Source organism: Pseudomonas sp. TS_SC_3 (assembly GCF_056156225.1).
Genome location: NZ_CM149586.1, coordinates 2,209,718 through 2,230,235 on the forward strand (window position 1 = coordinate 2,209,718; position 20,518 = coordinate 2,230,235).

The window sequence follows — 20,518 nt, forward strand, 5'->3', positions numbered from 1 at the left end:
CATCCGGCGGGATGTACAAGTCCAGCGGCATTTCGGTGACCGCCTGGCCATAGACCAGGGCAAATGGCAGCTCTTGCTGGGCATTGGCCTGGCTATCGGGGTGTTCGTCGGGCGACACGCTGGACATGGCTGTTCTCGAATGGGGTCAGCGGTAATTCAAGCCAAGGGCCAGACGCACTTCGCTGAGGGTTTCCCGCGCTTCGGAACGCGCCTTTTCAGCACCATCGGCCAGAATTTGCCGAACGAGGTCGGGACTGTCCTGATAGTCCGCGGCGCGCGCCTGTAGCGGCTGTAATTCGAGTTGAACCGCCTCAATCAGTGGGCCCTTACACTCCAGGCAACCGATACCCGCACTGCGGCAGCCTTGCTGCACCCACTCGCAGGTCCGCTCGTTGGAATACAGCTGATGCAGCGACCACACCGGGCAGTTAGCTGGATTGCCGGGGTCATCGCGGTGCACCCGCGCAGGGTCGGTGGGCATACGACGGATTTTTTCTTCAATCGCCGGGCCGCTGTCACGCAGGAAAATCGCATTGTTATTGGATTTAGACATCTTGCTGCCATCAAGCCCCAGCAACTTGGGCGACTCACCCAGCAGGGCCTGCGGTTCGATCAGCAGAATCTTGCCGCCGCCTTCCAGATAACCGTAGAGGCGCTCTTTATCACCGAGGGTGATGGTTTGTTGGTCTTTGAGTAGCGCACGCGCGGTTTCTAGCGCCTCGCCATCGCCCTGCTCTTGGTAAGCCTTGCGCAGGTTGTTGTAGAGCTTGGCGGTCTTCTTGCCGAGTTTGATGATTGCCGCCTCGGCTTTTTCCTCAAAGCCCGGCTCACGGCCATACAAATGGTTGAAGCGCCGCGCCACATCACGGGCAAATTCAATATGCGCCAGCTGATCGCTGCCGACCGGCACCACACCGGCGCGGTACAGCAAAATATCTGCGGCCTGCAGTAAGGGGTAACCGAGAAAGCCGAAGGTGCTGAGGTCTTTACCGTGCAGCTGTTCCTGTTGTTCTTTGTAGGACGGCACACGCTCCAGCCAGCTGAGCGGGCAAATCATCGACAACAGCAGGTGCAGCTCGGCGTGCTCAGGAACTTGCGATTGAATGAATAAAGTCGCCGAACTGGGGCTGACGCCAGCCGCCAACCAGTCCACAGCCATGTCCATCACCCGCTGAGACAGTGAACCGACATCGTCGTATTCAGTGGTCAGCGCGTGCAGGTCAACGATGCAGAAGAAGCATTCATAGGTGTGCTGCAGCTTCACCCAGTTCTTTAATACGCCCTGGTAATGCCCCAGGTGTAACAGCCCACTGGGGCGCATGCCTGACAGCACGCGGCGTTCGGCGTCAACAAGACTCAAAACGGATTACCTGAATAATCGAAGGAACCCGATTATATCGAGCCAGGCTCAAAGATCATCCGTAAAAGGTGACGGATCACCACAGCCCACCCGAAACACCTCAGGTTCATCATCAAGCAGGCTGACCACCGTGGAGGCCTCAAGGCCGCCAAAACCGCCATCGATGATCAAATCAACCTGACGCTCAAGGACTTGGCGCATCTCGTAAGGGTCGCTCATGGGCAGCGTTTCGCCCGGCATAATCAGGCTGACGCTCATCAGCGGCTCGTCCAATTCGGCCAGCAAAGCCATGGCAATCGGATGACTGGGCACCCGCAGACCAATGGTGCGGCGCTTGGCATGCAGCAGCATGCGCGGCACTTCACGGGTGGCGTTGAGGATAAAGGTGTAAGGCCCGGGCGTATGGCTTTTGAGCAGACGGAAAGCCGCAGTATCGACCTTGGCAAAGGTGCTGAGCTGCGACAGGTCGCGGCACACCAGGGTGAAGTTGTGCTTGTCATCCAGCTGGCGCAGGCGGCGGATGCGCTCTATCGCGCTTTTGTCGCCGATATGACAACCGACTGCATAGGAAGAGTCGGTTGGGTAAACCACAACCCCGCCGTTGCGGATAATCTCCGCAGCCTGCTTGACCAGGCGCGCTTGCGGGTTTTCCGGATGAATCTGGAAGAATTGGCTCACGCTGGGTTCCTGATCAGGTTGCGCTGGGTTGTTGGACATGATGAAACCGTGCCCACAAGGGCGGTAGATCCTCGGGAACCGGGCGGTAAACCCCCAGCTCAGACCACTGGCCTGGCGCATGAAAATCACTGCCCGCAGTTACAAACATGCCGAACTCCCGCGCCAGAATCGCCAGACTACCAACTTGATCGGCGGGCTGCATACCGTTGACCACCTCCAGCGAATGGCCGCCGGCCGCGACAAAATCGGCGATCAATTTGCGCCGCTTACTGCGAGTAAAGTCGTACTGCCAGGGATGCGCCAGGCTTACCCAGGCGCCAGCGCGGCGCAGGGTGTCAACAGTCTGGGCCAGCTCGGGCCAATGCTGTTTAACATCGCCCAACTTACCCGAGCCCAACCACTTGCGAAACGCTTCAGCGCGGTCTTTGACATACCCACCGCGCACCAGAAAGTCGGCAAAATGCGGGCGCGCTGGCGCGTTACCGCTATCACCTAATTCCTGTTGAATCGCCCGCGCGCCATCCAGCGCGCCCGGCATGCCCTTGGCATCCAGGCGCTTACTGATTTCGGCAGCGCGCAACCAGCGCCCCTCATGCAACTCAGCGATGGCCTGCAATAAGGCAGGCGCATCACGGTTGAAGGCATACCCGAGCACATGAATCGTCGCGCCGCCCCACAGGCAGGACAATTCAATGCCATTGACCAGCTGCATGCCCAACGCTTGCGCGGCAGCACCGGCTTCATCAAGGCCATCAAGAGTATCGTGATCGGTCAGCGCCAGCACACGCACACCGCGCTCAAACGCCCGCGCCACCACCACAGCCGGCGCAAGGGCGCCGTCTGAGGCGGTGCTGTGGCAATGCAAATCAACATCCATAAGGCGCGCTTTCCGAGTCATTTATGTTTGTTATTATGCCGGCAGATGTGGATTCTTGCTGGCCTGCGCCACTATTTCCTCGACTTTGCCTGGGCGGGCTGCTTTTCTCTGCAAGCGGCGCCCCTCGCCCATTACGTAATTAAGGACTGAGATGCTCTACGCAATCATTGCTACCGATGTAGAAAACTCCCTGGAAAACCGCCTGAATGCGCGCCCGGCTCACCTCGCACGCCTGGAGCAGCTGAAAACCGAGGGCCGCCTGATCCTCGCCGGCCCGCACCCCGCCATCGACAGCAATGATCCGGGCCCAGCCGGCTTTTCCGGCAGCTTGGTGGTCGCAGAATTCGAATCGCTGGGCGCCGCCCAACAATGGGCTGACGCCGACCCTTACCGCGCAGCCGGGGTTTACGCCTCGGTGCTGGTAAAACCCTTCAAGCTGGTCTTGCCTTAAAGCCACCCCTTCGCTGAATAACCCATCACAACAATTACAAAAATAGGAGTTCCGATGCGTTCAGGCCCGCTGTTTCTAGTCTTGACCCTGTGCTTACCGGCCGTCACCCAGGCCGAAGAGCGCCCGCCGCAGCCACTGGCAGAAGCCACCTCGGTGCAGGCACAGATCGATGAACTGGAACAGCGCCTGGCACTCAGCGAAGAACAGCGCGCAGCCCTCAGCGCTGAGCTGCAGAACACCAGCAGCGAGCGTGAAACCGTGCAACTGCAGCGCATGCGCCAAGAAAATCAGCGCCTCAAGCTGCAACTGAAAAAAGCCCAGGCCAGCGCCCCACAGCCGCTGATCAGCGAACAGCAAATGTGGTTCGCCACAGGCGCAGGAGCAGGCCTGCTGGGCGTGATTATCGGCGCCTTGCTGCGCAAGGGTCGCAACTCACGCCGCGAGTGGCTCAATTAACCCATGAGCGATCTGCTGTTAATCGACGACGATGTCGAACTCTGCGAACTGCTGACCAGCTGGCTGACTCAGGAGGGCTTCCAGGTTAGCGCCTGCCATGACGGCAACAGCGCACGCCAAACCCTCGCCAGACATAGCCCGGACGCTGTGGTGCTGGACGTCATGCTGCCTGACGGCAGCGGCTTGGAATTGCTCAAACAGTTGCGCAGCGACCACCCGGAACTGCCCGTGCTGATGCTGTCCGCCCGTGGCGAACCGCTGGACCGGATTCTCGGCCTGGAACTGGGCGCCGACGATTACCTGGCCAAACCCTGCGACCCCCGCGAGCTGACCGCGCGCTTACGCGCCGTATTGCGCCGCAGCCTGCCCGCCACACCCAGCAACCTGCTCGATCTCGGCGACCTGCATTACAGCCAGGCCCGCGGCACCGTGACCCTGGGCGAGCAGGAAGTCCCGCTAACGCTCTCAGAGAGCCGTATCCTCGAAGCCCTGTTGCAACACCCAGGCGAGCCGGTGGACAAACAGGAACTGGCGCAGCTGGCCCTCGGCCGCAAACTGACCCTGTATGACCGCAGCCTGGATATGCACGTCAGTAACCTGCGCAAAAAGCTCGGCCCGCACGCCGACGGCCGCCAGCGCATTTTGGCCCTGCGTAGTCGCGGCTACTACTACAGCGTTTGAGAACCAGCACTGTAAACCAGCCGCGCCGCGCTCTTTACCTAAGCTTTACCTTGCCCTGACGGCCCTTGACCTTGACCGCCCTAGACTGGGCTCATCCGGTGTTTACCGGTTTCAGACAAGGAAACACACCATGCGCAAAACACTTACCGCCGTACTGCTCGCCCTGACCCTGCCGACCCTCGCCATGGCCATGCCAGAAGGCGGCTCGCGCCACGGCGGCCATCATGGTGAACATGGCTCCCGCATGTTCAAAGAACTCGACCTGAGCAAAGAGCAACACCGCGAAATCCGCAAACTGATGGGCGAGCAGATGCAAGGCCGCCATGAGATCACCAAGCGCTACCTGGACAAGCTACCGGCCGCTGAACAAAAAGCCATGCAGGATGAACTGAAAGCCGCCAAGGACAAACAGCACAGCGCCATCCGCGCCCTGCTCAAGCCCGAGCAGCAGAAAGCCTTTGATGAGCACCAGAAGAAAATGGAAGAGCGCCGCGCCGAGCGTCAAGCCTTTAAAGCCTGGCAGGCCGAGCAGGCGAAAACGAACTAACCCAGGCACTGTTGCCTTTGCGCCCATCTGGCTTTTAGCCGGATGGGCGCAAGCATTTCAGCTACAGCCATCACGACTGCAGCCATTACCACTAAGGAGCCACCGTGCGGTCATTGTTCTGGCGCATCTTTGCCAGCTTCTGGCTGGCCATCGCCCTGGTTGCCGGGCTGTCCATGCTGCTTGGGCGCATGCTCAATCAGGACGCCTGGTTGCTCAGCCAGCACCCTGGCATGGATGACCTCGCCGAAAAGTGGACGGAGCGCTACGAAAAGAAAGGCCCCAGTGCCGCCCAAAGCCTGCTCGAGCAACGTAAACGCAAATTCCGCATTGACGTGCAGGTGCTTGACGACAGCGGCCAAGCCCTGGTCAAAGGCACCTTCCCACCCCGCGCGGCAGCCTTTGAGGCCCGCCACCGCAACGAGAAGCGCCTGCCCTGGCGCCGCCTGAGTATCGATTACACCAGCCCGCACAGCGGCGAAACCTACCTGTTTATCTACCGCATCCCAAACCCCGAAGTTGTCGCCTGGCAGCGCGACAGCCTGCTCTGGCCGCTGAGCGCACTGGGTATCGCCATGCTGGTGCTGACCCTGTTCAGCCTCTGGCTGACGCTGTCTATCACCCGCCCGCTCAATCGCCTGCGCGGCGCCGTGCATGACCTGGGGCAAACCGCGTATCAACAGAACAGCCTGGCGCGGCTGGCCGAACGGCGTGATGAACTGGGCGTCCTGGCCGCTGACTTCAACCGCATGGGCGAGCGCGTGCAAGGCTTGATCAGCAGTCAACGTCAGCTATTGCGTGATGTTTCCCACGAACTGCGCTCACCGCTGGCGCGCCTGCGTATCGCCCTGGCGCTGACTGAGCGGGCAGAGGCCGAAGAACGAGAGAAATACTGGCCACGCCTAAGCCAGGAATGCGACCGCCTGGAAGCGCTGATCAGTGAAATTCTCGCCCTCGCCCGCCTCGACGCCGACCCCGGCGCAGCGCAGCCGATCAATCTGGAGGAGCTACTGCACAAATTGCAGGATGACGCGCGCTTGGACGCTCCAGAGCAAACCATCGAGATTCAGTTGGACAGCGGCCTGCAGCTGAATGGCTGGCCGGACATGCTGCAGCGCGCGCTGGACAACCTGCTGCGCAACGCACTGCGCTTCAATCCAGCGGGGCAGCCCATCGAATTGACCGCCAGCAAAAATGCCGAGCAGCTCTGCCTGAGCGTGCGTGACCACGGCCCCGGCGTGGCGCCTGAGCTGCTCGCGCGGCTTGGCGAACCGTTCTACCGCGCCCCTGGCCAGACCAGCAGCGGCCACGGCCTTGGCCTGGCCATCGCCCGCCGCGCCGCCGAACGGCATGGCGGCCAGCTGGAGCTGAGTAACCATGCGCAGGGCGGTTTTGTTGCCACCCTGCGCCTGCCAGTCACTGTGCCGAATCAGACGCCGACCAAGCCCTGACGAAATCACTCACCTGCACCTGCGGCACCGCGCGCAATTCGCGCTCCGGGGTGCCCAGGTAGAGGTAAGCAATAACCTGCTCCTCCGCGCTCAGGCCCAAACCTGCAGCGACCTGCGGGTTGTAGGCCATCTCCCCAGTGCGCCAAACCGCACCAATACCCTGGGCATGGGCCGCCAGCAGAATGCCATGGGCCGCGCAGCCCGCAGCCAGCACTTGCTCTTGCGCCGGCACTTTCAGGCTGGCCTGCACGCGGGCAATCACCAGCACCAGCAACGGTGCACGCAGCGGCATGGCGCGGGCTTTGGTTACAGCCTCAGGGCTGGCATCAGCAGGTAATGCGCTGGCAAACAGCTCGCCCAGCTGCGTAAGCGCTTCACCCTCAACGGTGAGAAAACGCCAGGGCCGTAGTTGGCCATGATCCGGTGCGCGCAGAGCGGCGCGAAACAACAGCTCGCGCTGCGCCGCATCGGGAGCCGGCGCAGTCAGGCGCGGAGCGGAAACACGGTTTAGCAGGGCATCAAGAGCGTCCATTAGCCACCTCGGCAATTAAATCAGGCGGCCATTCTAGTGCCTGCATGCCAGGTGCGGACAACCGTGAGTAAGAGCTCAGGCCACCCGGTCAGGAGAAACACTCGGCGACAGGGGTGGCATCAACGGCGGCAAACCGTATGCGCTACGCGCGGCATCGCACTGCGGATTGTGCTCACCATTGACCCAAGAGGCTTCGAATTCACGGCAGGTACTGGAGCGCTGCTCATACAAAGTGCAGCGCACACCCTGGCCAACGTCCCCCAATAAGGCCGTACAGCGCACGGGTTTAGTCTCAGTGCCGCGCATGGCGACGCGATGCGGGGTGATCAGCACCACCTGATCGTCGGGCACCACACCACCCGCCGATTGGCACTCACCCCAGAAAAATGACACACGAAAATGCGCGCAGCAGGCGCCACAACTTAAACAGGGATTGCTATCAGACATGATTTGGCGCGCTCAGAGACCGGCAAGGGCCGGCACCGGGCGGCTATTTTATGCAGCGCCAAGCGCTTGTAAAGCACGCATTTGGCGACTGTACAGCGGCTGCAGCGCGCGTAGAATGACGCCCCTTTGCCCACCTAAGCCCGAGCCGACTTCATGTCATTGCCGACACTGCGCATCATTGCTTTTATTCTCGGCATCTTCCTCATCACTCTGGCTGTCAGCATGCTGATCCCCATGCTGACGCTGCTGCTGTATTCACGCACCGACGACCTCGACGCCTTTCTCTGGTCCAGCCTGGTAACCGCCGCCGTAGGCATTGCCATGGTGATTCCGGGGCGGCCAAAAGAAGCGCAGCTGCGCCCGCGCGACATGTACCTGCTGACCACAGGCAGCTGGCTGGTGGTGTGCATCTTCGCCGCCCTGCCGATGGTGCTGATTCAGCACATCAGCTACACCGATGCCTTCTTCGAAACCATGTCCGGCGTGACCACTACAGGCTCAACCATTCTGGTTGGGCTGGATAAGGCCTCGCCGGGGCTGCTGATCTGGCGCTCGATGCTGCAGTGGCTGGGTGGTATCGGCTTTATCGGCATGGCAGTGGCGATTCTGCCGCTGCTGCGGGTCGGCGGCATGCGCCTGTTCCAGACCGAATCCTCTGACTGGGGCGAAAAGGTTATGCCGCGCTCACACATGGCGGCCAAGTACATTCTGTTTATTTACCTGAGCTTGACCCTGATCGGCTTTCTCGGCTTTTGGCTGGCCGGTATGACGCCTTTCGATGCGATCAACCATGCAATGACCTCAATCTCGACCGGCGGCTACTCGACCTCGGATTCATCGCTGGCCAACTGGAGCCAGCCGGCTGTGCATTGGGTGGCCGTGGTGCTGATGATCTGCGGTGGCCTGCCCTTTACCCTGTATGTCGCCACCCTGCGCGGCAACCGTAAAGCGCTGTTCAGCGACCATCAAGTACGCGGCTTTCTCGGCTTTCTGTTGGCCACTTGGTTGGTGTTCGGCACCTGGCTGTGGCTGCACTCGGATAACAACTGGCTGGATGCGTTTCGCATCGTTGCGGTGAACGTCACCTCGGTGGTCACCACCACAGGCTTTGCCCTGGGTGACTACACCACCTGGGGCAGTTTCGCCGTGCTGCTGTTCTTTTACCTGACCTTTGTCGGCGGTTGCTCCGGCTCCACCTCGGGCGGCCTGAAGATCTTTCGCTTTCAGGTGGCCTATGTGCTGCTGCGGGCCAACCTGCAGCAACTGGTGCACCCGCGCGCAGTCATCAAGCAGCAGTACAACAACCACAACCTGGATGAAGAGATTGTTCGCTCACTGATCACCTTTTCATTTTTCTTCACCATCACCATTGGCATCATCGCGCTTGGCCTGACCTTGCTTGGCCTGGACTGGGTAACGGCGTTGACCGGCGCGGCGACGGCGGTGTGTAACGTGGGCCCCGGTTTGGGCCCGATCATCGGCCCTGCCGGTAATTTCTCCAGCCTGCCGGACGCCGCCAAATGGCTGCTGACCATCGGCATGTTACTGGGGCGCTTGGAAATTCTTACGGTACTGGTGCTATTTACCCGAGCGTTCTGGCGCCACTGAGTGAAATCGGCGGTGCGACAAGCGAGTAAGCCCGATAACCTAGACTCATGCTCTTACTGCAACGGAACCCGCTTAGATGGCTTGGCCAACCTTACGGATCATCGCTTTTATCAATGGCATCTTTCTTCTGACCCTGGCGCTCAGCATGGCCGTGCCCATGCTGACGCTGGTGTTGTTTGACCGGCCCGACGAACTCAACGCCTTTCTCTGGTCCAGCCTGATCACCTTTATCGCCGGCATCGCCATGATTGCCCAAGGCCGGCCCAAGGATGTGCAGCTGCGCCCACGCGACATGTACCTGCTGACGGTGTCCAGTTGGATACTGGTGGGGCTGTTCGCCGCCCTGCCCTTTATGTTCTCCCAGCACCTGGGCATGACTGATGCGGTGTTTGAAAGCATGTCCGGTATCACCGCCACCGGCGCTACGGTGCTGACCGGGCTGGACAGCATGTCGCCGGGGATTCTGATCTGGCGTTCGCTGCTGCACTGGCTCGGCGGTATCGGCTTTATCGCCATGGCCGTGGCCATTTTGCCGATGCTGCGGATCGGCGGGATGCGCCTGTTCCAGACCGAATCATCGGATCGCTCCGAAAAGATCATGCCGCGCTCGCACATGGTCGCCAAATACATGGTCGCCGCTTATGTAGGCATCAGCCTGCTTGGCTGCCTGTCGCTGTGGTTTGCCGGCATGGGCGTGTTCGACGCGATCAACCACACCATGTCGGCCATCGCCACCGGTGGGTTTTCCACCTCCGATCAATCGGTTGGCAAGTGGACCGAGCCGGCGGTGCACTGGGTCATCGTCGTGCTGATGATCCTTGGCAGTTTGCCCTTTGTGCTGTTTGCCTCGACGCTGCGCGGCAACTACAAAGCGTTAATCAGGGACCAGCAGGTACGCGGCTTCCTGGGGATTTTGCTCAGCACCTGGCTGCTGCTTGGCACCTGGTATTACCTGAGCACCGAGCTGCACTGGCTCGAAGCCATTCGCCATGTGGCGTTCAACACCACCTCGATCATGACCACCACCGGCTTTGCCCTCGGTGATTACACCCTGTGGGGCGGCTTTGCCGGCATGCTGTTCTTCTACCTGGGGTTTATCGGCGGCTGCTCGGGCTCGACCGCTGGCGGCTTGAAGATCTTCCGCTTTCAGGTGGCTTATGTGCTGCTGAGGGCCAACTTGATGCAACTGATCCACCCGCGTGCGGTGATCAAGCAGCAATACAACCACCACAACCTGGATGAAGATATTGTCCGCTCGATTCTGACCTTCTCATTCTTCTTCACCATCACCATCGCCGTCTTGGCGCTGGGCCTGACGCTGTGCGGCCTTGACTGGATCACCGCACTCAGCGGCGCGGCGAGTACCGTCTCCGGTGTAGGCCCTGGCATGGGCCCGATCATCGGCCCAGCCGGCAATTTCTCCAGCTTGCCGGATACCGCCAAATGGCTGCTGACCTTTGGCATGCTGCTGGGTCGCCTGGAGATTCTCACCGTGCTGGTGCTTATGCTGCCTGCCTTCTGGCGACACTAAGAATCTATATACGATCTGCTGCGCGTCGGCCCTGCTGCGTTAAAAACAGGCCGGGACGCGGCGTCTCGGAATGCTCATGTACAAAAGTACACTCCGCTTCCTCACCTGTTTTCGCCTTGCACGGCTCTAGCTCGCAAGATCGTAAACAGATTCTGAAAACCACAATGCATAGTTAAAGACGCGCGCGGTACTCACCCGGCGTGGTATCAAACCAACGGCGAAAGGCGCGAAAGAAGTTGCTCGGGTCGGAGAAACCCAGCAGGTAAGAGATTTCCAGCAAGGTCAGGTTAGCCTGCCCCAGGTACTGGCCCGCCAGCTCACGGCGCGTGTCGTCAAGTAGGTGCTGATAGCGGGTGCCTTCATCCTGCAAACGCCGCTGCAAGGTGCGCTCAGACAACAACAGCGCCTGCGCCATCGCTTCGCGTTTAGGCTCCCCCTGCGGCAGCAGCCGACACAACACCTGACGCACCTGATGGGTCACCCGCGAGCCGGAAAACCGTGCCAGGTATTCACCGGCAAAACGGTCATGCAGTTGCGCCAGCGCCTCGTTGGCCGATGGTAATGGCGCATCCAAATCCGCCCGCTCGAACAACAGCGCATGCTGCTCTGCATGGAACTGCAGCGGGCATTGGAATACCTCTTGGTAGGGCTGCAGATTCTCCGGTGCCTGCCCCATCAAGCTGACCAGGCGTGGACGCAACGGCTTACCCGTCAGCCAGCGGCAAAATGCCAATGAATGCGCCAACGACGCTTCAGCGCTTTGACGCGCCGAGGGCAGGCGGTCGCCATGAATCGCCAGAACCATTTCATAGCCGTCAGGCGTTGGATGAAAAGCCAAATCAGCCCCCTCAGCGATAATTCGCTGATAGCGCACCAGGCGGGTAAAACCTTCCTGCAGATTGCGGCTGCTCATCACCGCGTAGCCCACCACATTGAACGCTGACGGCCGCTGGATTTTTGCCATATTCAAGCCAATTGCCGGGTTGCCAGAGGCCTCAACCGCCAGGTGCCAGAGACGGGTCATGTCATCCTGGGCAAAGCGCGCATCGGCGTCGCTCAAGGCGGCATAGTCGAGCCCCAGCTGAGTAAACAGGCTGCGGCAATCTACCTCGCCAAGCTCAAGGGCCGCGACAATAGCCGAAGCCCAGCTGGATGAAGTGGTACGTTCGCTCATCACTTGTTCTTATTAGTAAGGGCTAAGGGGCGGCGCAAGGATACTAAACTGGCGCTGAATGTCAGTGAGCCTGAACCTCAGCCGGCCTAGACTGTGGTCAAGCCGCCCGCGCGGCACGCACAACAATAACAGGAGGCACTCATGACCACCGAAACCAACAAGCGCTTCAGCAGCTTCGCCGAGTTCTACCCCTATTACCTGCAGGAACACAGCAACGCCACCTGCCGGCGCCTGCACTATGTCGGCAGCCTGCTGGTACTGGCGATAATTGCCTATGCCGTGCTGACGCAGCAGTGGCTATGGCTGCTGGCAATCCCCGTGGTTGGTTATGGCTTTGCTTGGGTCGGCCACTTCGTATTCGAGAAAAACCGCCCCGCCACTTTCGATTACCCCTTTTACTCGCTGATGGGCGACTGGGTGATGCTCAAGGATGCCTTTACCGGGCGCATCAAGTTCTAGCACCGGGTTAGGTAGCCGATAGCCATCCGTGATCGCGCGAAGTCCTCTAGCGCCAGCCCCTGCGCAACCGCTGACTCGGCTGGCGCAGCCTTTGCCCGTGTGCGCTTGGCGGTAGCGGCGGGCTTGGTTATGATCCCACGTTATTTTGCGCAGCCGACTTGCTGCGCCAGCCAGGCACCCTGCAGAGGTGCCAGACGAGCAGTAGGGATTGTTCCAACGCATGAATGTGAAAAGCTCTCAGCAACTTCCCGCATTGCCGGCACCGCCACTGCGTGAGTATTACTCACGTGTTCTGGCCTACATCGCCGTCGCCGCCAGCATTGCCGCCGGCACCTACACTCAGCATTTTGGTTATGACATTCTCTGGATGGTGCCCTACGCCCTGCTCTACCCGCATTTGGCGCACCACCTGAGTCTGCGTTTTAAGCGTGACCACCCGCAGCGCACCAACCTGAGCCTGCTATTTCTGGATGCCGTGCACTGTGGCGCCGTCGTTACATTGCTCGGATTTTCCGTGGTGCCCTGTTTGATGGCGCTGCTGATCATGATTTTCAGCGCCTTGGTCATCGGCGGCCTGCGCTACCTCGGGCTGGCGCTCTTAATCGCCTTTAGCAGTGCCGTGTTTACCTTCGCCCTGGCTGACATTACGCCAAACATCCACTCACCCGCGCTGGTTGCGCTGACCAGCATCGCCTTTACCACGCTTTATATCGGTATTACCGCCTACCTTGTTCACCAGCAGGGCCTGCGCCTGGCACAAGTGCGCAGCGATATCAGCCGCGAGCAGGAAAAAGCCGCACGCCTGGCACGCAACCTGGCCAAATACCTGTCGCCGCAAGTATGGGAATCGATTTTCACCGGCAAGAAGAGCGTGCGCCTGGAGACCCAGCGCAAGAAACTCACGGTGTTTTTCTCCGACATCAAGGGGTTTACCGAGCTGTCTGAAGAGCTGGAGGCGGAGGCCCTGACTGACCTGCTCAACACCTACCTTAACGAGATGTCGAAAATCTGCCTGAAATACGGCGGCACCATCGACAAGTTTGTCGGTGACTGTGTGATGGTGTTCTTCGGTGACCCCGCTAGCAAAGGCGCGAAGAAGGATGCGGTGAATGCCGTGTCCATGGCCATCGCCATGCGCAAGCACATGAAAGTGCTGCGCCAACAGTGGCGCGCCCAGGGCATTACCAAGCCGCTGGAAATCCGTATGGGGCTCAACACCGGTTACTGCACGGTGGGCAACTTCGGCGCCGATACGCGCATGGATTACACCATCATCGGCCGCGACGTAAACCTCGCCAGCCGCCTGGAAAGCGCCGCTGAATCCGGTGAGATTCTGATTTCCCACGAGACCTATTCGCTGGTCAAGGATGTGATCATGTGCCGCGACAAGGGCCAGATCACCGTCAAGGGCTTTACCCGCCCGGTGCAGATTTACCAGGTGGTGGATTTCCGCCGCGACCTGGGCGCTACCTCCAGCTATGTCGAGCATGAGCTGCCGGGTTTTTCCATGTACCTGGACACCAACGGCATCCAGAACTTCGACAAGGAAAAGGTTATCCAGGCCCTCAGTCAGGCGGCCGATAAGCTGCGTGACAAGGTGATCATGTAACAACCTGAGCCGGCATACAGCGCTCACCGTCGAGCAGCGGCTGTTGGCCGAGAAACTCCAGCGCTGATGCGCGCCAGGATTGCCGCGCCGCCCACTGCGCGCATTGCGTACGATCCAGCGTCAACGCCGCCAGGCAAGCCATGCGCAAGTCATCATCCAACGCCCCACTTACCCCCGCCTGCAGCACATCCAGCGGGCCGGCCACCGGGAACGCCGCCACCGGCGTGCCGCAGGCCAGGGCTTCAAGCATCACCAAACCGTAGGTATCGGTGCGCGAGGGGAATACCAGCACGCTGGCGCGCTGAAATGCCTCAGCCAAGGCCTGACCATGTTGGTAGCCGAGAAAGCGCACCTGCGGGTAGGCCGCCTGCAACGCTTCACGCTGCGGGCCGTCACCGACCACACGCTTCTCCCCCGGCAGATCAAGCGCGAGAAACGCCTCAACGTTCTTTTCGGGGGCAATGCGCCCGACATACAAAAATACCGGCTCACCCACGCTCGGCGGCGTCACGGCTGGGCGAAACAGCTGGGTATTAACGCCCTTGCGCCAGAGCACCAGGCGCTTAAAGCCCCAGCCGGCAAACTCGTCGCGCATGCGCTCGGTGGTCACCAGCACCGCCTGACTCGGCCGGTGAAACACTCGCAAAAAGACATAGCCCCAACGCAGTGGCACCCAGGGCCAGCGGGTGTGCACGTATTCGGGAAAGCGCGTGTGGATGGCACTGGAAAATGCCAGGCCGCGCTTGCTCAGCCAGCGTCTGGCCGCCCAACCCAGCGGGCCTTCGGTGGCCAGATGCACGCAGTCCGGCTGAAAGGCACGGATGGCCGGACCAACGCGCCACAGGTTCCACGCCAGCGGGATTTCCGGGTAGCTTGGGCACGGCAGCGCCCGAAAATCTGCGGGTGAGAGCAATTTGACCTGATGCCCCAAACCGCGCAGCTCGCTGATCAACGCTTGCAGGCTGGTCACCACACCATTGACCTGCGGCGACCAGGCGTCAGAAACAATCAAAATCCTCACAGGGCAGTCTCGACGGCGGCCAGCGACGCTGTTTGCCGCTGACGCGCCTGATCATCGGCCAGGCGATACAGCTCAATCGTGCCATCCAGGTGTTCAATCAACGCCGTGCAGGACTCCACCCAGTCACCGCAATTCATGTACTCGACATCACCCATCGGGCGGATTTCAGCATGGTGAATATGCCCACAGATCACGCCATTGAAGCCGCGCTTGGCACATTCATGAACGATGGCCTCTTCAAAGTCACTGATGAAACTCACCGCGCTTTTGACCTTGTGCTTGAGGTACGCCGACAGCGACCAATAACCGTAGCCATAGCGGCGGCGCCAGTAATTCAACCAGCGGTTCAGAATGAGGGTGAAGCCATAGGCCGAGTCGCCAAGGAAGGCCAACCAGCGGTGGTAACGGGTGATCACGTCAAACTGGTCACCGTGAATCACCAGCAGGCGACGGCCATCGGCGGTGATGTGCTCCGCCTCGTCAACCAACTGCAGGTTGCCGAGCATCAGGCTGGAGTAACGGCGCAGAAATTCGTCATGGTTACCGGTGACGTAGATCACCTCGGTGCCGCGCTTGCTCATGGTCAGCAGGCGGCGGATCACGTTGCTGTGCGCCTGCGGCCAATACACCCCGCTGCGCAGCTTCCAACCGTCGATGATGTCGCCGACCAGATAAATTTTGTCAGTCTGATAACGTTTGAGAAACGCCGCCAGGTGTTCGGCCTGACAATCGCGCGTGCCCAAGTGCACATCAGAAATCCACAGAGTACGGACACGTTGCTTGCGGCTGGGCTTGGCGAGCTGAGCGCTGGTCATAGACGACCTCCGGCTGGGTTTGCTCGAGTCTGCGCAGCCGCGGTGAATTGCCCATGACCGGCACGTGGCAGTTCAATGACAGACCGCCGCCACACACTGCAGGTAAACTTGCCGGCCTGAACAAGGAATTCACCATGCCCTCGCTGTTGTCGCTGCGTCATTACAGCCATGAACTGATCACCCACAGCCACGACCATGCACAACTGGTTTTTGGCCTCAGTGGGCAGCTGGATTTCGAGATTGCCGGACATGGCAGCCAAGTCACGCGGCAGACCTTGGCCGTGGTCCCCAGCGCCGCGCAACACGCCTGTGGCAGCAGGCGCGGCAGCCAGTGCTTGGTGCTGGATGTGCCCTCAGAGCATTGGCTGCAACAGCAGCTGGGTCGGCACCTGGATGCCACCCGCCGCCTGCTGGAAAAACCTGCTGCGCTCAGCCTTAACCTTGCGCAAAGCCAGCTGGTCAACTGGTTGGCGGCCAGCCCGATCAACGACCCGGTGCTTGCCCAGCAGGGTGCCGCATTGCTGCTGGTCAGCCTGGCCTGTGCCGATACACCCGCACATGAGGGTACTGCCCTACCGCTGGCAGCGCTGGATACGCATATTGACCTGCACGCCGCGCATCCGCTGCAGGTGGCGGATTTAGCACGCTTGGCCGGGCTGTCAGTGGCTCGCTTTCACGTGCGCTTTCTCAGCGAAACCGGGCAAACGCCCATGGACTATGTGCGCCAGCGTCGCCTGCAGTTGGCACGTCAGCTTTTGCAGAGCAGCACCCTGGCAATTGGTGAGATCGCGGCACGGGTTGGCTACAGCTCACAGAGCGCCTTTACGGCCGCGCTCACTCGCCAGTTTGGCCTGTCCGCGCGCGCCCTGCGCCTGCGCCGCGAGTAACGCGACAACTGCCGCAAGCCCTGCGACAGACTTCTGCTCGACCGCGCCCTAGACTGCAGGCATCAGTGTGAGGAGCCGTGGCATGCCACAAATCGAATGGGAAGACGTTCAGCGCGTTGAGCTGCGGGTAAGTACGGTGCTGTCCGCCGGACTCAACGAAAAAGCCAAGAAACCGGCCTATGCCCTGCAGGTTGATCTGGGCGAGCTGGGCATCAAATACTCCAGCGCCCAGCTCATCGACCACTCCGGCGGCGCGCAACTCCTGGGTCGCCAGGTGCTCTGCGTGTGCAACTTTGCTGCCAAGCGCATTGCGGGTGTGCGCTCCGAAGTACTGGTAACCGGGGTGTATGACGCCGAGAACAAGGTGGTACTGGCCGGCTTCGAGAGACCGCTGCCCAACGGCGCGCGCCTGGCATGAATCAGCGCAATGCACTCTGGGCTATCCATCTTGGGGCCCTGCTGTTTGGCCTGTCGGGGATCTTCGGCAAGCTGGCCAACACCACGCCTCAGATGATTTCGGCGGGTCGCGCCCTGTTCGCTGTCATCGCGTTGCTGATGTTCGCCACACTGCTCAGCAAAGTTCGCTTAGTGCAGCTCAGCCTGCGCCAAAGTAGCTTGCTGGCTTTAGGCGGCCTGCTGCTCGGCGGTCACTGGTGGAGCTTTTTCGAGGCCGTGCAGATTTCCGGCGTGGCCATCGCCACCCTCGGTTTTGCCAGCTTCCCTGCCTTTACTGTACTGCTCGAAGGCGTGCTGTTCCGTGAGCGCACCCGGCCGCTGGAGTACGCCATGGTGGTGCTGGTGTGCCTGGGCTTGGTGTTGGTCACACCGGACTTCGACCTCGCCAGCCAAGCCACCGCCGGTCTGCTGTGGGCGGTGCTGTCGGGTTTGTTGTTTGCCTTGTTGTCGTTGCTCAATCGCGCCAGCACGCGCGGCATAGAGCCGGTGCAAGCGGCGCTGTACCAAAACCTGGCCGTATTGCTGGTGTTTACCCCGCTGGCCTGGCCGGCCCTGCCCAGCGTGCAGGCACAGGATTGGCTGTGGATGGCGATGCTGGGAATTTTCTGTACCGGCCTGGCGCACAGCTTGTTCGTAGCGAGCCTACGGGTGCTCAAGGCGCGCACAACAGCAGTGATTTTCGCCCTCGAACCGATTTACGGGATTGCCTTCGCCTGGATGCTGTTCAGTGAGGTGCCAACGCTGCGCATGCTGGCCGGCGGCCTGCTGATTGTGAGCGCGATCTTTCTTTCGGCGCGCCTGGCCAAGTGATCCCAGCGCTTCTTAAAACGCTTAGCGGTCGTTGTGGCCCAGGTCCCTGGCCGGGTCGATCTGGTCACGTAGCCGCTGTTTGAGTATCTTCGCCTCGGGAAAGCCGCCATCGGCCTTGCGCTCCCAGAGCTGCACGCCGTCGCAAGTAATACGGAACACACCGCCAGTGCCCGGCTCCAGGCTGACCCTAGACAGATCATCGCTAAAGCTCGACAGCAACTCCTGAGCCAACCAGGCAGCACGCAGTAACCACAGGCATTGGGTGCAGTAGGTGATGACCACTTCGGCTTTGGGGTTGGGGTTGGGGTTGGGCATTGGCAGGCTCGCGGCAAATTAAACCGCGATGATAACGCGCCAGCACCTTGGCTCGGCATCACAAAAACGCCCGCATACCGGAGGCATGCGGGCGCTGATCTGCGGTGTTTCAATCAGGCGATTTGGGCCAGTAGCTGACGCGCCTGTTGCTTCTGCTGCTCATCACCTTCGTTGATCACCTCATTAAGAATCAGGCAAGCACTGTCCAGGCTCCCCTGCTCAATGTAGGTCAGGGCCATGTTCAACTTGGTGAGGTTGTCGCGGCTGCCGGCCAGTTGATCAAGGTCATCATCGAGGTCATCGAGAAACTCTACGTTTAGTTCTGTATTGCCCCAATCGTCATGCGCCTCCTCCACCAACATTGACTCGGCAAATGGACTGCGCGCATCACGCCCCGCTGACAACTCGAACACATCCGAGCCATGCTGCTTACCTGCGGCAGCGCTCTCAGGCTTGCTTTTAGCCGCGGGGGCAAAGGGGCTGACCAGATCCCAGTCGGCATCCAGAGACATTTCATCCAGATTGAGCTGGCCCTCAGGGACGGCTGGCTCAAACGCCTGCAGTTCAACCTCGTCGAGCTGCAGCACGGCGTCATCCAGCAGCTGGCTCTCATCAACCGAGTTAACGGCTGGCACATTGAACAGCTCGGCATGCCGCGCCTTCAGCCCATCAATACGCGCTGGGGCAAAACCCGCTGCACGCACTTGCGGCTCGTAGGTGCTAAAGCCCTGGGCATCACCCAACAAAGCCAATACTTCAAGCAGCCTAAAACCAATATCACTGCGCTGGGGCTGGGCTTGCCAGGCCTCACGTAAAGTACTGGCCGCCTCGCTCAAGCGCCCGTAGGCAATGTAAACGTTGGCGCTTTGCAGAGCATCTTCACCCGCTGCTGGCCATACCGGGCCGGCACTAACTGCATCAGGCGCACGGCGGGCAACGGTAACCGCAGGTTCAGCCAAGACAACGCTGCGCGCCTCGGGCTCACGCGCCGGCGCTGCAGGCGTTGCCGCAGCCGGCTTTTTGCCGCGCCAGATCAAACCGGCCACCGCTGCGAGCAGCAGCACCAGCAAGCCGCTGAGAATCGCCAACCAACTGTTACCTGACTGCGCCTCTACCGGCGGATTAACCGCCACCGCTGCAGGGGCCACTGTAGCCTCAGCCCTCGCACGACCGGCCGCCAGCTCAGCTTGTAGATCGGCAATCTGCTGATCACGGGTGCTCATTTGCTCTTGCAACTGCTGTACCTGCAGGCTCAGTTGCGCCAGGTTTTGCTGCAGCTGCAAGCTCTCAGCTGTTTGCATGGCCAGCTCCTGCTCGACACGGGCCTGCTCCTCAATCAACACCTCAACCGGCACGTCTGCATTAGCTTCGGGCGTGGCCTCTGAGTCATCGACTATCTGCAAAAATCCTTCCGCCACAGCCGGCGCACTAACAGGCGTGGCATTAGACGCGGAGCTAGGGGCGCTAGCTGTCGACGGCACGCTGGCGATGCGGTCAGGCAATAACAATTGCGCGCCAGCACGCAGGCGATTGATATCGCCATTGATAAAGGCCTGCGGATTGAGTGCGTGGATGTCGTTTATCAGCGCCTGAGGCGCCTGCCCGCTATCGGCCGTTAGACGTTTAGCAATCGTCCACAAGCTGTCGCCACTGACCACGCTGTAACTCTTGCCTTGTTGCGCCGCCGGTAATACGACCGGGCGAGTCGGCTCGGCAGTCGGGGCGCTCGGTTTAGCCGGCGCGGCTACAGCTTGGGCAGCCTCGGGGCGATAAGCAGTTGAGCTGGGTGGATCGAGCAGCACGGTGTACTCGCGGTACAACGTGCCGCTAGGACGGGCCACCTCAACGATGAAGTTCAGATAAGGCTCACGCACGGCCTGAGTCGAGACCACGCGAATCACACTTTTGCCGCCCCGCAGTAAGGGGATGAAGCGCAGGTCATTAAAGAAGTACAGCCGCTCAACACCAGAGCGGCTAAATACATCAGCGGGCGCCAGGCGCACGCGCATGTCGGCGTCGCTCAGGTCGCCCACATCAAACAATTCGATTTCGGCATCCAGCGGCTGACTAAGCGCCGAATGCAGGGTTATTTCACCCAAACCAAGTGCAGGAACCAGCCCCGAATACAGGGCAGAACTCGATGCCAGACCAATCAGTAATTGACGAACTTTTGCCATAAAAATGCTCCCGGTGAATCCGCCCCTGCACGCTCGCCACTTAACACTCATCACAGACGCTGTGTGCGCCACGCAAGTATAGAAGTCGGCAAAAATGCCGTGGGAAGGGCGCTCCGTGCTTAACCCGGCGGGTACATGGCGATTGGCAAAAAGCCAGCACAGGTGCAAGCATAGGCTTG

22 protein-coding genes are annotated in these 20,518 nt (G+C 60.4%); 12 read left to right on the plus strand and 10 right to left on the minus strand.

What is annotated here, in order from left to right:
* Positions 1-145: 145 nt before the first annotated feature.
* From AC0J6G_RS10675 to AC0J6G_RS10685, 3 genes are read right to left on the minus strand one after another with little or no spacing between them, the layout of a single operon-like run.
* On the minus strand, positions 146-1,360 hold the full coding sequence (locus AC0J6G_RS10675; RefSeq protein ID WP_475247560.1) for a tryptophan--tRNA ligase: 1,215 nt from the start codon (positions 1,358-1,360) through the stop codon (positions 146-148).
* Between the two features lie 48 nt (positions 1,361-1,408).
* Positions 1,409-2,038, minus strand: a complete 630-nt coding sequence (locus AC0J6G_RS10680) for an L-threonylcarbamoyladenylate synthase (protein ID WP_475247562.1) — start codon at positions 2,036-2,038, stop codon at positions 1,409-1,411.
* A gap of 13 nt (positions 2,039-2,051) precedes the next feature.
* Positions 2,052-2,915 (minus strand): PHP domain-containing protein, encoded by an 864-nt coding sequence (locus AC0J6G_RS10685; RefSeq protein WP_475247564.1) that lies wholly within the window; start codon positions 2,913-2,915, stop codon positions 2,052-2,054.
* 151 nt (positions 2,916-3,066) lie between these two features.
* Here AC0J6G_RS10685 and AC0J6G_RS10690 point away from each other — a divergent pair, with 151 nt between their 5' ends.
* The 5 genes from AC0J6G_RS10690 (at position 3,067) to AC0J6G_RS10710 (ending at position 6,498) form a co-directional block, all read left to right on the plus strand.
* Entirely contained in the window at positions 3,067-3,366 is a 300-nt protein-coding gene (locus AC0J6G_RS10690) for a YciI family protein (protein ID WP_475247566.1), read from the plus strand.
* 54 nt (positions 3,367-3,420) lie between these two features.
* Positions 3,421-3,822, plus strand: coding sequence for an SH3 domain-containing protein (locus tag AC0J6G_RS10695; RefSeq protein ID WP_475247568.1), 402 nt, complete (start codon positions 3,421-3,423; stop codon positions 3,820-3,822).
* A 3-nt stretch (positions 3,823-3,825) separates the two neighbouring features.
* The gene (locus AC0J6G_RS10700; RefSeq protein ID WP_475247570.1) at positions 3,826-4,503 is read left to right on the plus strand and encodes a response regulator transcription factor; all 678 of its coding nucleotides are present in this window, start codon (positions 3,826-3,828) and stop codon (positions 4,501-4,503) included.
* 130 nt (positions 4,504-4,633) lie between these two features.
* Entirely contained in the window at positions 4,634-5,050 is a 417-nt protein-coding gene (locus AC0J6G_RS10705) for an LTXXQ domain protein (RefSeq protein ID WP_475247572.1), read from the plus strand.
* Positions 5,051-5,154: 104 nt separating this feature from the next.
* Positions 5,155-6,498, plus strand: a complete 1,344-nt coding sequence (locus AC0J6G_RS10710; RefSeq protein WP_475247574.1) for a sensor histidine kinase — start codon at positions 5,155-5,157, stop codon at positions 6,496-6,498.
* On the opposite strand, the gene AC0J6G_RS10715 is transcribed toward AC0J6G_RS10710, so the two are convergent.
* Positions 6,464-7,030 carry a nitroreductase family protein gene (locus AC0J6G_RS10715; protein WP_475247575.1) on the minus strand — a complete coding sequence of 189 codons (567 nt, stop codon included), beginning with the start codon at positions 7,028-7,030 and terminating at the stop codon, positions 6,464-6,466. The two genes, AC0J6G_RS10710 and AC0J6G_RS10715, sit on opposite strands and share 35 nt — an antisense overlap.
* Before the next feature lie 75 nt (positions 7,031-7,105).
* Complete coding sequence (locus AC0J6G_RS10720; RefSeq protein WP_475247576.1) at positions 7,106-7,477, minus strand: YkgJ family cysteine cluster protein; 372 nt, start codon at positions 7,475-7,477, stop codon at positions 7,106-7,108.
* A gap of 153 nt (positions 7,478-7,630) precedes the next feature.
* Between AC0J6G_RS10720 and AC0J6G_RS10725 the strand changes: the two genes are divergently transcribed.
* Both AC0J6G_RS10725 and AC0J6G_RS10730 read left to right on the plus strand, forming a co-directional pair.
* Positions 7,631-9,085, plus strand: coding sequence for a TrkH family potassium uptake protein (locus tag AC0J6G_RS10725; protein ID WP_475247577.1), 1,455 nt, complete (start codon positions 7,631-7,633; stop codon positions 9,083-9,085).
* A 76-nt stretch (positions 9,086-9,161) separates the two neighbouring features.
* Complete coding sequence (locus AC0J6G_RS10730; protein WP_475247578.1) at positions 9,162-10,616, plus strand: TrkH family potassium uptake protein; 1,455 nt, start codon at positions 9,162-9,164, stop codon at positions 10,614-10,616.
* Positions 10,617-10,788: 172 nt separating this feature from the next.
* Here the strand turns inward: AC0J6G_RS10730 and AC0J6G_RS10735 are convergent, their stop codons facing one another.
* On the minus strand, positions 10,789-11,790 hold the full coding sequence (locus tag AC0J6G_RS10735; protein WP_475247579.1) for an AraC family transcriptional regulator: 1,002 nt from the start codon (positions 11,788-11,790) through the stop codon (positions 10,789-10,791).
* A 141-nt stretch (positions 11,791-11,931) separates the two neighbouring features.
* Here AC0J6G_RS10735 and AC0J6G_RS10740 point away from each other — a divergent pair, with 141 nt between their 5' ends.
* Both AC0J6G_RS10740 and AC0J6G_RS10745 read left to right on the plus strand, forming a co-directional pair.
* The gene (locus AC0J6G_RS10740) at positions 11,932-12,249 is read left to right on the plus strand and encodes an Mpo1-like protein (RefSeq protein WP_475247581.1); all 318 of its coding nucleotides are present in this window, start codon (positions 11,932-11,934) and stop codon (positions 12,247-12,249) included.
* Between the two features lie 220 nt (positions 12,250-12,469).
* On the plus strand, positions 12,470-13,858 hold the full coding sequence (locus AC0J6G_RS10745; RefSeq protein ID WP_475247583.1) for an adenylate/guanylate cyclase domain-containing protein: 1,389 nt from the start codon (positions 12,470-12,472) through the stop codon (positions 13,856-13,858).
* On the opposite strand, the gene AC0J6G_RS10750 is transcribed toward AC0J6G_RS10745, so the two are convergent.
* Both AC0J6G_RS10750 and AC0J6G_RS10755 read right to left on the minus strand, forming a co-directional pair.
* Positions 13,851-14,879, minus strand: coding sequence for a glycosyltransferase family 4 protein (locus tag AC0J6G_RS10750; RefSeq protein ID WP_475247585.1), 1,029 nt, complete (start codon positions 14,877-14,879; stop codon positions 13,851-13,853). The two genes, AC0J6G_RS10745 and AC0J6G_RS10750, sit on opposite strands and share 8 nt — an antisense overlap.
* On the minus strand, positions 14,876-15,694 hold the full coding sequence (locus tag AC0J6G_RS10755; RefSeq protein ID WP_475247587.1) for a UDP-2,3-diacylglucosamine diphosphatase: 819 nt from the start codon (positions 15,692-15,694) through the stop codon (positions 14,876-14,878). Before AC0J6G_RS10755 ends, AC0J6G_RS10750 begins: the two co-directional genes overlap by 4 nt.
* Before the next feature lie 134 nt (positions 15,695-15,828).
* Between AC0J6G_RS10755 and AC0J6G_RS10760 the strand changes: the two genes are divergently transcribed.
* From AC0J6G_RS10760 to AC0J6G_RS10770, 3 genes are all read left to right on the plus strand, one after another.
* The gene (locus tag AC0J6G_RS10760; RefSeq protein WP_475247589.1) at positions 15,829-16,581 is read left to right on the plus strand and encodes an AraC family transcriptional regulator; all 753 of its coding nucleotides are present in this window, start codon (positions 15,829-15,831) and stop codon (positions 16,579-16,581) included.
* Positions 16,582-16,663: 82 nt separating this feature from the next.
* A complete protein-coding gene (locus AC0J6G_RS10765; RefSeq protein WP_475247591.1) occupies positions 16,664-16,999 on the plus strand; it encodes a tRNA-binding protein in 336 nt (111 codons plus the stop codon).
* Positions 16,996-17,847 (plus strand): DMT family transporter, encoded by an 852-nt coding sequence (locus AC0J6G_RS10770; RefSeq protein WP_475247593.1) that lies wholly within the window; start codon positions 16,996-16,998, stop codon positions 17,845-17,847. The genes AC0J6G_RS10765 and AC0J6G_RS10770 overlap by 4 nt, the downstream gene beginning before the upstream one ends.
* A gap of 21 nt (positions 17,848-17,868) precedes the next feature.
* Here AC0J6G_RS10770 and AC0J6G_RS10775 read toward each other — a convergent pair whose 3' ends face one another.
* Positions 17,869-18,162 carry an Rdx family protein gene (locus AC0J6G_RS10775; protein ID WP_475247595.1) on the minus strand — a complete coding sequence of 98 codons (294 nt, stop codon included), beginning with the start codon at positions 18,160-18,162 and terminating at the stop codon, positions 17,869-17,871.
* 113 nt (positions 18,163-18,275) lie between these two features.
* Positions 18,276-20,339, minus strand: coding sequence for a motility hub landmark protein FimV (locus AC0J6G_RS10780; RefSeq protein ID WP_475247597.1), 2,064 nt, complete (start codon positions 20,337-20,339; stop codon positions 18,276-18,278).
* Positions 20,340-20,518: the final 179 nt, after the last annotated feature.